8 protein-coding genes are annotated in these 13,209 nt (G+C 32.9%); 1 reads left to right on the top strand and 7 read right to left on the bottom strand.

The window, feature by feature from the left end; genetic code table 11:
- Positions 1-194: 194 nt before the first annotated feature.
- Complete coding sequence (locus E0F76_RS01500) at positions 195-1,208, top strand: TlpA family protein disulfide reductase (protein ID WP_132000567.1); 1,014 nt, start codon at positions 195-197, stop codon at positions 1,206-1,208.
- A 536-nt stretch (positions 1,209-1,744) separates the two neighbouring features.
- Here E0F76_RS01500 and E0F76_RS01495 read toward each other — a convergent pair.
- From E0F76_RS01495 to E0F76_RS01465, 7 genes are all read right to left on the bottom strand, one after another.
- Positions 1,745-2,935 carry a PAS domain-containing sensor histidine kinase gene (locus E0F76_RS01495; RefSeq protein ID WP_132000566.1) on the bottom strand — a complete coding sequence of 397 codons (1,191 nt, stop codon included), beginning with the start codon at positions 2,933-2,935 and terminating at the stop codon, positions 1,745-1,747.
- A 234-nt stretch (positions 2,936-3,169) separates the two neighbouring features.
- A complete protein-coding gene (locus tag E0F76_RS01490; RefSeq protein WP_132000565.1) occupies positions 3,170-4,015 on the bottom strand; it encodes a class I SAM-dependent methyltransferase in 846 nt (281 codons plus the stop codon).
- Between the two features lie 541 nt (positions 4,016-4,556).
- Positions 4,557-5,786 (bottom strand): TMEM143 family protein, encoded by a 1,230-nt coding sequence (locus E0F76_RS01485; protein ID WP_132000564.1) that lies wholly within the window; start codon positions 5,784-5,786, stop codon positions 4,557-4,559.
- A gap of 284 nt (positions 5,787-6,070) precedes the next feature.
- Complete coding sequence (locus E0F76_RS01480) at positions 6,071-6,841, bottom strand: alpha/beta fold hydrolase (protein WP_132000563.1); 771 nt, start codon at positions 6,839-6,841, stop codon at positions 6,071-6,073.
- 263 nt (positions 6,842-7,104) lie between these two features.
- Entirely contained in the window at positions 7,105-8,205 is a 1,101-nt protein-coding gene (locus E0F76_RS01475; RefSeq protein ID WP_132000562.1) for an HAD family hydrolase, read from the bottom strand.
- A gap of 296 nt (positions 8,206-8,501) precedes the next feature.
- Entirely contained in the window at positions 8,502-11,969 is a 3,468-nt protein-coding gene (locus tag E0F76_RS01470) for an efflux RND transporter permease subunit (protein WP_132000561.1), read from the bottom strand.
- A 95-nt stretch (positions 11,970-12,064) separates the two neighbouring features.
- A complete protein-coding gene (locus tag E0F76_RS01465; protein WP_132000560.1) occupies positions 12,065-13,204 on the bottom strand; it encodes an efflux RND transporter periplasmic adaptor subunit in 1,140 nt (379 codons plus the stop codon).
- Positions 13,205-13,209: the final 5 nt, after the last annotated feature.

Genomic DNA, 13,209 nt, shown 5'->3' with positions numbered 1-13,209 from the left:
TTTTTATTAACGCAAAATTCCTGAAGCCCGCTAAGCTTCCTCCTTTTAATTTCAAATACCACAGTTATGACCTTCTTTACATTGAATTATTTTTAGACTGCAAAAATACAGTTTTGTTTGAAGTTTACCGTTTAAGGTTTAAGTTTATTTAGAAAAAGGTATATTTGGATATGTAAATTGAAAATACAGGACTTATGAAAAAAATGTTTTTAATTGCAATTGTGTTACTCAATTGCTTGAATACGAATGCTCAGAATAAAAAATACATGAGCTTTCAGGCTGAAATAGCGAATCGATTTGGGGACGAAATCTCTTTTTATAATACAGAAAACAAATTGGTTAAAAAAATTCAAGTCAATAAAGACGGTTTTTTTAAAGACACATTAAATGTGGTTACAGGCAGATATCGTCTTGCAGAAGGAAACGAAAATATTGTTTTGTATCTGAAAAACGGTTTCGATTTGAAGTTAAAAATGGATAACCAAAAAGGGAAAGAATCGATTGTTTATGCCGGACAAGGAGCTGTTGAGAATGATTTTCTGATACAAGATGCTTTGGTAGGACAAGAAGTAAAAATTGAAAGTTTATTAAATGCTGATGAAACCGACTTTTTTATTGGTTTGAACAAGATAAAAGTAGCTCATTTGAAGTTTTTAGAAAGCAAAAAAATGGATCCTGCTTTTGTGAGTTTTCAAAAACAAAGTATCGACGCGTCTTACAATTATATAGTTGACTATTACAAAAAAATGAATGAAGCTATTGCAGCGAAAAATAAGTTGAAAAATACCATGTCGCCATCCTTTGATTATATAAATCACAAAGGGGGGAAAACTAAATTGGCAGATTTAATAGGTAAATATGTGTATATCGATGTTTGGGCGACTTGGTGTGGACCTTGTCGTGTTGAAATCCCTTATTTGCAAAAAATAGAAGAGGAGTATCATGATAAAAATATTGCGTTTGTAAGTATTTCTATTGATGTGGCCAAGGATTTCGAAAAATGGAAAACCTTTGTAACTGATAAAAACTTGGGAGGTATCCAACTACTTGCGGATAAAGATTGGAATTCAGATTTTATAGTTAGTTATGGGATAAGTGGTATTCCAAGATTTATTTTGATTGATCCGATGGGGAAAGTAGTAAATGAAAATGCAGCTCGACCATCTGACCCAGAATTGCGAAAAGTGTTGGATCAATTATTAAATTGAGCAATCGGATTGCGTGAAAATTTTAATGTTTTTTCAAAAATGTTTTTCTAGTTTAAATTAATTTCATATATTTACTAAACAGAAAGACGCTCAAGGAAGTCGGAATTATAGATTGATTATAAATCTTATTCTGCGTATTAAATTGTTAATATAGCGTCCTATAAAAAAATCGGCTGTCACAATTTATTGTAACAGCCGATTTTGATTTTAAATCTGTTTATTTTAGAAATGTTGTAATGTTTTCTTCACGACATTTAGATTTTATACTTGAATCTTATAAAACAAAAAACCGTCTCAGTTTTGAGCCGGTTTCCTTCATTAGACTGAGAACCTTATTTATGTTCACGGTATTCAATTGAAATGGAGTTGAAAACATTCTAGTTAAAATGAATAGTCATATTTCGTTTTTCTTTCCATAAAAATACCCCCAAATAATGTCTAACTTTTTGGGGGCAGTGTGTTATTACTGTTTTCAAAATAATTTTGCTAAGTCAAAATTTAAAATAAGATAATTTTAATAAGTCGGGGGGGTAATATTAAACACTTTCATCAAACACAATATCGTCTGAGCAGCCTATCTTGAATAATGGTTTGTCTATTGGTAGCGTGAAATAAAAAGAAGAACCTTCATTTTCAATACTTTCTACCCATATTTCGCCATCGTTTTTTTCTAAAAAGCCTTTTACTAATAACAAGCCTATTCCGGCTCCTTTATTTTCCTTCCTTGCTACAGACAGGGTTTTTATTTGTGGTTTAAAAAGTTGTTTCACTATTTCTTTAGACATTCCAACTCCGGTATCTTTTACTTGAATTATAATTTTGTCGACTTTCCTTTTTGCCGAAATTGTTATTTCACCTCCTTTTTGAGTGTGTTTTATGGCATTAGAGACAATGTTTTGAATGATGGAAAGTAGCATTTTTCCATCAGCAAATACAGAAGTGTTTTCTTCGACATCATGATGAAGATTTAAGGCATTTATTGATGCGGTTTCATTTAAAGTGTCAAAAACTTTCTCAATGTATTGGGTCAATTTAATTTTTTTCGGGGAAAACACATCTGATGCGTATTTTATTCTTGCCCATTCTACTAAATAATCCAACATGTCTAACTCATCCTTTGTTGATTTATGAACAAGTTCCAACATTTCCTGAACCATACTAGGTTTCATTTTATGGAAATTTGTTTTTAAATAATCGGTTGTTCCGATGATAGCTGCAAGAGGACTTCTTAAATCATGCGAAAGTATTGCGAGAACACTTTCTTTGTGTGTGTTAAGTTCTTCCAGTTCTTTTATATATTTTTTTATTGCATCTTCTGATTTCTTTCTTTGGGTTAAGTCTCGCAGTATTTTAACATAGCCCAACATTTTTCCATCTTTGCCAATTATAGGAAAAACCAAACCATAAGCATAAAATAAACTTTTGTCCTTGGCAATGTGCCATCTATTATCTGTTGCCCTGCCTTCCTTTAAAGATTTTTCGATTTCTTTTTGTGGAATACCATTTTTTTTATCTTCCTCCGTAAATATTAAATCAAAATGTTGTCCAATGACTTCTTCTGTTTCGTAACCAAATATTGTTGTCGAACCCGAACTCCAACTGTTAATTTTGTAATCATTGTCTAATGTTAAAACACAATAATCTTGTAAGCTGTTAATTATTTGACTGTAAAATTCAGTAGTAGGGATATACTTAGGTTTAAGGATTTTTGGATTACTATCTTCCATGCTATTTTTTTATATTATTTATGTATTGTCATTTCATTTGCTAATGCATGGAAAATGCTTCAGATTTGGTAAACTCATACGATTGGGGTATTTTATGATATAAGTCAGACAATCATAATAATTCCGCGCTAAAGTAATCAATTCATACTAGTAAGAACTAAATATTAACACAAAATAGAATCGACTGTAACAATATATTGTGACAGCCGATTTTTAACTTTTAGAGGAATCAATTTATTTTTCTCCATAAATTATTTTTGCACTGGAGTCAATAATAATAGTACCATCGGGATATTTTTGGATTAGAGTATCATAGACTTCTCTTTTGATTTTATCTTTCATTGCCTCATCGGCATTGCTAAGTGCGGCAACAAAAGGTGCTGCTACCTCGGTCATCATATTCCAATATGCATCCGTTGTACCTGCATTTAATTTTCCAAGTACTTCTTTTTCTGAAGTGTTCTTTAATCCTGCTTGTTGAAATAACTCTTGAATCAGTCCTTCCTTGGCACATCGAAACATTCCTGGAGCTTCGGGAAGTGGTGGAGGTATTTGCATGTTTCTATTGATTGTACCTCCAATTGCAGTTACCCAGAAATTTTTTTCTGGACCGTTCCAAACCGACACTGCAATTCTCCCTCCAGGTTTTAGAACTCGAGCCATTTCTTTAGAAGCTAAAAATAGGTCAGGAAAAAACATAAAACCAAAACGACAACTGATGGCATCAAATGTATTGTCAGCAAATGGAAGTTCGCTTACATCACAAGCTAGGGTTTCAATATTGTTAATTCCTCTTTCTTTTGCTTTTTCGGTAGCAATTTCAAGCATTTTCTCTGAAAGGTCAGTTATAATTACCTTTCCTCCTTTTAACATAGTTGCAATAGTCAATCCCGGTTCTCCAGTTCCACCGGCAATATCCAAAACATAATCGGAGTCATTCGGATGTATTAATCTAATAATTTCATCCCCCACTGGGTTTAAAAATTCCATCGTTATGTCATTCCATTTTTTCCATCCACTAGAAAATTTATTCCAGGATGCTTTTTGCTGTTCGCGAATTTCTTCAAGTTGATGTTCCATTTTGATTTCAATTTAGTTTTACAAATTTTCAATTTTTGTAGTTTTTAGAAAACTTTGCCTGAATAGTGTGTAGGCAATAACTCCGAATTGCGATGTTAAATAATTATTAACATACTGAAAATCACATACTTCAAAGTTAATTCATTTTCCATTATCTTTTAAAAAAACCTAAATTTAAAAATGATATTTTTGTCTTTTTAGCTTTAAAAAACTTTAAAATAGGCCTTAAATAGCCGGTCGTTTCTAATTAATGAATTAGCCAATTTTAATTTTAGGGATAATCACTTTCTCTTTCCAATAATTTCGTAACCAAGAACAATGGGATATTGCTTCATTCCCCATTCATTTTTAAAACGTATTTATATCAGAATGACACATCCCGCAATTGGATACTTTTATAGCTACTTTTTCTGGTACTAGTTTTACTAAACAATTTAGAGCTAAAACACAAAAACCACCCAAAATTTAATTTTAGATGGTACATGTATTATGATTTTAGTTTTTGAACTAACTGTCTAATGAGAATTGGAGCAATTAAAAACTATTTTTGATTATAGTCAAAAACGCCATCCCATATTTCATCTATTTTAATGAGAGCTTTGTTTATAGGGATAACGATCCATTTTCCATCTGTTTCGATGCCAAGTCCAATGGTTTTTAATTTCAATAAGGCATCCATTACATCAAAATCAAGGTCAGTATTTAACTTTGCTTGAAACCAAGATTCAATTTGGTTGTCAAGTTCTACGGCTGTTAATGGATTTTCACTTCGATTTAAAAAGGCATAAGCTAATAGGGTTTCTTTAATTGCTTCTTCCTCCGATGCGTTTGACAATGAATAAAATGCACCGCTATTATTCCCTAGATTTTTAAAGTATAGGCTATCCGAAAGCATTTTTGAATATTTTATCCTCTTATTTACAAAGTTATTGTATTGTCGAAATAAGTAAGCACCTAATATTCCAAGTGCAATTAGACCTTGATTCAATGAAGTTTTGCTATTTAACAAATCAATAGTTTCACCTGATTCGTATGCTTCATTCATTGCTAATAATGCAGGAATTACTTTAGTACTCAATAATGAAAATCCCCCTACAATTCCAGGAACCCATAACAGTAGCTTATCCTTTGTGGACATCTTAGGGATTGCATTTGGGAATACGGTTTCTAAATCGTTTTTTGGTACACGTTTAAAAACTTTTACTACAATACATCCGGGATCAATAGGTAGTTTTTCAATATTGACTTTTTTTTCTTTAAAATAAGAAGTGTCCTTATAATTAAGATAAACCATTACACGATCATAGTATTCGATCTCAATTTCTTTCTTCCAAAAAAAATAGTTGCTTACTTTTTCTATAGTAGTATGCTGGCCTCGAACGTACAGCTCATACTCTTTATAAACATTAAAATCAATGGCGAGATCCAAACCTATCAAATCTGAATCTTTTAAAGCTTTTTCCAAAGTGTCTTGACCCACTCGGCAATAATTTCCTCGTTCAAGAACATGGAGAAGTGTTTCTCTAAAATTTGTGAAATCACTTGTAGTCTTATGTTCTAAACGTTCTTTTAGACTTAAATCGGGATCAAACGAAGCATAATTCTTTTTTAAATTACGGATAAGATTGAAAGCTTCGTAATGAAAATAATGTTCGATGATGTCGAATAGTTTTTTGAAATCCTCGACCTTTTTTTGGTCTTCAGAGAATGCTTCTATTTGTAATTCGAGTAAGAATTCCTTGTTAAACGGAATGTAATTTTCTCGTTTCATAGTGTGATCTAGTTCTTTAATTTTAATGTAATATGCTTTAACGAATAATAAAAAGGCAAGGTACTACAATTTTTATTTGAGTGTGCTTGCAATACAAAAAACCACCCAAAAACAAATCTTGGATGGTTTCTTTTTAAAAGTTTAAAAAACTATATTTTGCCAGTTATAGCCAGTCTTCTGTCGCGTAAAGTTTATTTGGTTCTTTTTGCCAGAGAGAACATTACCGAAACCATCTTGGTTTTAATTAAGAGGAGCAACAGGCTCCAGAAAATCAAAAGAGGTAATTAAATTTCTGTCAGTTGATTGATAAATTCAGAAGCTTTTTCTAATACAATTTCAGGGCATTCTTTATGAGGGGAATGACCAACGCTTGGAATACAGTATTTCTCTGCTTTTTGTACTTGTCTAATCGTGTTTTGTACTTGTTTTAGTGTTCCGTATTCATCTGCTTCCCCTTGAATAATAAGTGCGGGACATTGGATAGAAGGCAAAAAGCTTTCGATGTTCCAAGACCTAAATTCAGATGTTGTCCAGGTTGATGCCCAAGCCCAAAACATTTCGTCTGTTTTATTGCCGTGGTGTTTTTCTAATTTGGTCTTTAAATTGGTTGTTTGATAAGCGTGAATTGCTTCTTTGATTCCTTTGACAGTAAGGTCTTCCACAAAAATATGTGCACCTTCTGTGATTATGCTCATTATTTTTTGGGGATACTTTGCAGCGGCTATCAATGCAATTGAACCACCATCACTGTGCCCGAAAAGTATTGCTTTGTCTATTTTCCAATGGTCCAACAATACATTCAGTACATCTGCTTCCTGTTCCATGTAATAATTGCCACGTTTGGAATAGGAGAATGAACAAGATTTTCCATAACCTTGGCGGTCGTAGACGAGTACATTACATTTCGTTAGATTTCCGAGTTTTTGAGGGAAGTCACGCCACAGTGCTGTACAACCTAAGGAGTCGTGCAAGAAAACTAGCGTAGGTCTGTCGGGATAATTGTCAAATCTTTCAATTGCAATTTCGTCAAACGGGAATGTATTCTTTTTTGGCATTCTGGATTAGTATTGGAATTGTAAATTGTTTATAAAATGTTCCTTTTTATTTCAAACAAATATAGCGATACTATTTTCGAGTCCAACAGGAGGAGTCAATGCCAAAGACCCCAGAATCTCATTTTGTTGCCAATGTAGAATGCGTTATCTGTTGAAGAGTTAATTACTGCATTTTCGAGCCAACGGATATCGGTAAATTTCTCATTGGGTTCCATATGTGGCTCCTATGGGTAAAAGCATTGAACGCCAAATTGTGGTTTTATTTACATTCTGTATTTCAACAAGAAGCGATTATAAATTTCCTTTTTTTTAGGATGATTTTTCTCCCATTGATTTATTATGTCCACATATACAGCATTGTTGTATATTTTTTTTTCATAATAAAAGGGTAATAATAGCTTCGAAAAGTTCTTTTTGAATAAGAAAAGTGAGTCATCAGGTGAAGATGTTCTTCCTCCTCCTAAATGCAAAATCTTTGCTCCTTTTTGTTGAGCAAATTCAACGGCTTTGTCTATCATAAAATTATTTACAGAGTTGTCGACTAAACAGTTTCTGCCAGACAAATGGTAATGAAAATAATCGCCATAATGATAGAAAATCGACGAACAAACTACAGTTTCATTTTCATCAAGTACATTAAATAGATAAGTATAATCCTTTAGGTACTTAAAAGTATTTATAAAATAAGATTTATTAAAATAATAAAATTTTTCTGCATTTGCGAGATCCATACTATGATGGTAAACCTCAATAAATTTGTCTATATCTTTAATTGAAGGATCGCTTAGCACTTGAATTTTATGACCAAGTTTATATGCTTTGCGAATCATATTTCTATTTTTGGTAGAATATTCAGAATTCCAAATCTCTAAATATGTTTTTGTTAAATCTATAGCAACTACATCACGGTTTTTTATTAATTCATTAAAAGTACTCGAGAGGTTCTCATTTTTAAGTAAAGGGTGAAGACGGATGAAACTCGCAATTACATTATTATCTACACAGTAATTCGTAAATGAATTATGAAATTCTAATAAAATTTCTTTATCAGTAATGTTTGATAAAATCCCATTATAACCATAAGCTCCTTTTATGTCATAATATTTCTTGTCTAAATTGTAACCTAAAACATTAATTTCTTTTTTTATAAATGGGAATACTGCTAGATTTTCGTTCTTTTCAAAAATGAAGCAAAAGGCAGAATATTCCTCTCCATGTTCATATAGTTGATAATAATCTGAGGTAAAATAGATGTCCTGTTGCGCAATTGGAAACCTTTTGATATATTTATTCCAGGAATCTTTGTCTTGCAAATTTACAACGACAATAGTCGAATGATTGAGTAAATTTTTGTTTTCATGCATATTTTTTGATACGTTTTCTAGCTATTTTTTTTGACAATCATTAGAACAATTATTTATTAAACCAAATTTATACTTACAATTTCTTGCCATTAAGTTTCATGTAATGACTTGTATATAGTAAGTTTTAAAAAAAAATACATAGCAAAGTTCCATTTGTTTGAGAAAATGTTGGGACTTTTTCTGTACTGATTTATTGCGTAATAGGTTTCAAATGTAGTCATTCCAGCCCTACAAAAAACAAAAACCCACCCAAAATCAAATCTTGGGTAGGTTTCAACAAATAAAATTAAAAAGTATTATTCTGCAGCTCTCGCCAGTCTTCTATCTCTTAACCAATACTTGGTTCTTTTTACTAAATAGAACATCACGGGAACCATAACCAAAGTCAATGCGGTAGCATACGTCAAACCGAAGATAATGGTCCAAGCCAAAGGTCCCCAGAAAATTACGTTATCTCCACCCATGAAAAAGTGTGGATTGAAATCGGTAATTAAAGTAAAGAAGTCAAAGTTCAAGCCTATTGCTAAAGGGATCAATCCTAAAACTGCTGTTAAAGCGGTCAATAATACCGGACGCAAACGTGATTTTCCAGAATCAATGATGACTTCTTTGATTTCTTCAAGAGTTAAATCATCGTGCGATTCCACGCCTTTGTCGTAGACTTTTTTATCCATCAGCAAGACGAAGAAATCCATTAATACAATTCCGTTTTTCACCACAATACCCGCCAGCGAAATGATTCCCATCATGGTCATCAGAATCACGAAATCCATATTGGCTATGACATAACCGTAGAAAACGCCACTGAAACTCAATATTACTGTGAATAATATCACTAAAGTTTTCGATACTGAATTAAATTGCAATACAATGATTAAGGTAATTCCTGCTAAGGCCAAGAACAACGCATACATCAAGAAACTTTGGTTTTTGCCTTGTTCTTCTTGCACTCCAGAGAAGGAATAACTCACGTCTTTTGGCAACTCATAGTGTTGCAATTCAGTCTTAATTTGTTTGGTAATCTCATCACCATTAAAACCTGTCAAGACATTAGAATAAATAGTCATGATTCGCTTGTGATTCTTTCTCTTAATCTGATTGTAAGTCTTTGTTTTTTCAGTGCTAGAAACGGCAGAAATAGGAACTTGTACTATTTGTCCGTTATTCTGGTTTCTAAACGTCAACGATTGATTGAAAAGAATATTTTCATTTTTACGCTGATCATCCTGCATGCGCATGACAATATTGTAATCGTCATCTCCTTCTTTAAACGTCGAAATTTCTTGACCATAAACGGAACGACGTAAAGCAAAACCCAGTTGTCCTGTAGAAACACCCATGCTTCCTGCATTTACTCTATCGACTTTTACTTCCAGTTCTGGACTGCCTTTATTGATGTCAATACTTAATTTCTCGATTCCAGGAATATTTTTTGAATTGACAAAAGCAATCATTTTATCGGCTTCTATCAACATCAAATCATAATCTGTACCTTTCAATTCAATACTAATCGGATAACCTGCAGGCGGACCATTGGCATCTTTTTCAACAGTTATCGTGGCTCCAGCAATGGCTTTTACATTGGAACGAATTTCTTCTAAAATATCCGAAGTATTAATGCCTTTGCGGAATTTAAATTCCGAAAAACTCACCGTAACTTTACCTTTAAAAGGTGTTTCTGAAGCGGATCCTGCATCAACATTTGGATTTCCAGCTCCAATTCCTACTTGTGAAACAATAGATTCAGCTAGGAAGTTTTTGTCAGTTTTAGGATCTACATATTTTTGTAATATGGCAATCACTTGATTTTCTACAAACAAAGTAGCTTTATTTGTTTTTTCGATCGTAGTTCCTTGAGGATATTCGATATAAGCAATCACCTGATTTGGAATATTGTCAGGAAAAAACAATACTTTTCTTGGAAAAATACCTAGTAATACAAAGGAGAAAAACAATAAACCAATAATTCCAATTAAGGCATACCAAGATTTATTTTTGGTCAGAATTTTTGCTAAAAACGCTTTGTATTTATCTTCTAATTTTGGAAAGAAACTGTGTTGAAAATCTTGAGTCCATTGATAAATCTTTAAGAAATACATCCACATCAAGGCTGTTGAAATCAGCAACAAATGCCCAATTCCTCTTAATAGTTTACTGTCATACGTATATTTTGAACCAATAAACGCCAAGAATATTCCGAATGCTAAAAATAAAATAGTGTAGAACTTTAAGTTCTTTTTAGATATATTTTTGTCTTCAATATCCATCGAACCTCCTGTCATTGCAGCGTTGACAACCATTGCTACAAATAAAGAGGCAGTCAATGTCACAGTCAATGTCATTGGGAAATATTTCATAAATTTTCCCATAGTTCCTGGCCATAATGCAAAAGGCAGGAACGCCATCAAGGTTGTTGCAGTTGATGAAATTACGGGCCAAGCGATTTCGCCAATTCCCACTTTCGAAGCTTCAATTCGAGGTAATCCTTTTTTCATATTGGCAAATACATTATCGACGACCACAATACCATCATCGACTAACATTCCTAATCCCATTACCAATCCAAACAACACCATCGTGTTCAAGGTTAAACCTAAAGCCGATAAAATGGCAAATGCAATCATCATCGATAGAGGAATGGCAGCTCCTACGAATAAGGAATTTCGCAATCCCATCGTGAACATCAACACAATCATTACTAATATGATCCCGAAAATAATGTGATTCGACAATTCATCCACCTGGTGTTCCACACGAGAAGATTGGTCGTTGGTCATTTCGATTTTTAGGTTTTTAGGCAAATAAGAAGCTTGTGCTTTTTCGACACGTTCTTTTACTTGTTCAATGGCCGAAATCATATTTTGACCCGAACGTTTTTTTACACTTAGCATCACCACTTCAGTGCCTTTTTCGCGAGCGTAGGTTGTTTTTTCTTTTTCTTTGAATTTGACAACAGCAATATCTTTAAGATATACCGTTCCACCGTATGATTTCACGATAATGTTTTCGAGTTCTTTCGGGTCTTTGATTTCACCCACAATTCGAATGTTGTTTCTGGAACCTTGTGAAACCAAGTTTCCTCCCGAAAGCGTCATATTTTCATATTTAACCGCATTTTGGATTTCGTCGAATGTCACTTGGGCAGCTGTCATTTTGAAAATATCTACTGCAATCTCGACTTCTTTATCATCAACACCCAAAATATCTACTTTTTTTACTTCAGATATTTCTTCAATGTCATCTTGCAACAATTCTCCGTACTTTTTGAGTTGTTGGGTAGTATAATTTCCTTGTAAATTGATATTTAGAATAGGCACTTCTTCAGAAATGTTTAATTCAAAAACATTAGGTTCAACTTTGCTTCCGTTGTCTAGATTAGGCCAATCGGTATCCGCTTTGGCATTATCAACTTTATCTTTAATTTTTACTTTGGCAGCATCAATAGTAACATCATCATCAAATTCTGCGATAATCATTCCATAATCTTGAAATGAACTCGAAGTTACTTTTGTAACTCCGCTGATGTTTTTGATTTCTTTTTCTAATGGCTTGATAACCAGTTTTTCTACATCTTCGGCTGAATTCCCAGGAAATACAGAAGAGATGTACACTTTATTTTCGATGATTTCTGGGAAATCCTCACGTGGCATGGTAATGTAGGCATACACCCCAGTAATTACAATCAATGCAGTCAAGATATAAACCGTAACACGATTGTCGACGGCCCAACTTGATATTCCGAATTCTTTATTTTTGTGACTCATATATTTTTGTTTAAAGTTGTTTAAAATTGTTTGAAAAGTTTAAAATGCGACAGTTTTAATTAAACAATCTTAAACTTTTAAATCATTAAACATTTTTAGAAGTTTAGTTTCATTCCGTCAGAAATAGCATTTATTCCTTCGGTAACAATAATATCTTCGGACTCTAAGCCGCTTAAAATTTCGGTAACATTATTAGAGGATTGTCCTAGTTTTACAATCACTTTTTTAGCAACTCCTGTTTTTCCATTTGAATTGGTAACGGTATAAACAAATTTGTTTTTTTTACCATCTTCTTGAATCACATTTGTAGGAACTACAATAGTATTTTTACTTAAATAATCTGTGATTTTTAGATTGGCGACTTGATTAGGACGCAATAAGTTTTCAGGATTTGGAACACTTACTTCTATTCCAAAACTTCTGTTGCTTGGATTCACAAAACTCCCTATTTGACGTACTTTTCCTTGATATGTTTTGTCTAATGAAGTCAATAATACATCAACTTTAGTTCCTACTTTTAACTTACCAATGTAGGTTTCAGGTACCGATGTCGAAACGTACATGTTGGATAAATTTACGATACGCATTAAGCCTTGTGCAGTAGGAGCAACAACTTGTCCTTTCTCTACAAAAACTTCATCAATAGTTCCAGAAAAAGGAGCTCTAACAACAGTTTTTGAAAGTTGTGCTTTTATTTGAGCAACACTTTTTTGGGCCGAAATCATTTGAGTCTGAGCTTGTAAATATTGAATTTCAGAACCAATTTTTTGATCCCAAAGATTTTTTTGACGTTCAAAAGTTGTTTTTGCTAAAACATATTGGTTTTCTAAACTCGCCACTTGTTGGCTCAATCCAGCATCGTCAATTCTTCCAAGAATTTGTCCTTTTGAAACTCTTTGTCCGGCTTTAACATTCAAAGCAACTAGAGTTCCTTGAGTTTCCGGTTGAACTAAAATGTTTTCTTTAGTGTCTATGTTTCCTTGGATTTCAAGATAATGACTAAATGTGGTGTCTTTTACAGTAAGTACAGAAACCAAAGCTTCTTCTTTTCTTACATCTAATAGTGCCAAAGCTTCATCAATTTTTGTTAAATCGGATTGAATCAGAGCTTTTTTGGCTTGAAGAGCAGTTACATTTTTTGATTCGATTAAAGTATCGATATTTGGATTGTCTTCTTTTTTCCCGCAAGAAAAAAGTAATAGGGAAAGGGTTGAAAGGAGGAATATTTTTTTCATATTTA

Origin of the sequence: Flavobacterium cellulosilyticum, from assembly GCF_004349355.1 — a bacterium.
In the GTDB taxonomy this organism is placed as follows: domain Bacteria; phylum Bacteroidota; class Bacteroidia; order Flavobacteriales; family Flavobacteriaceae; genus Flavobacterium; species Flavobacterium cellulosilyticum.
Note: the sequence above shows the minus strand (reverse complement) of the source record. Positions and strands in the feature narration are given on the sequence as shown.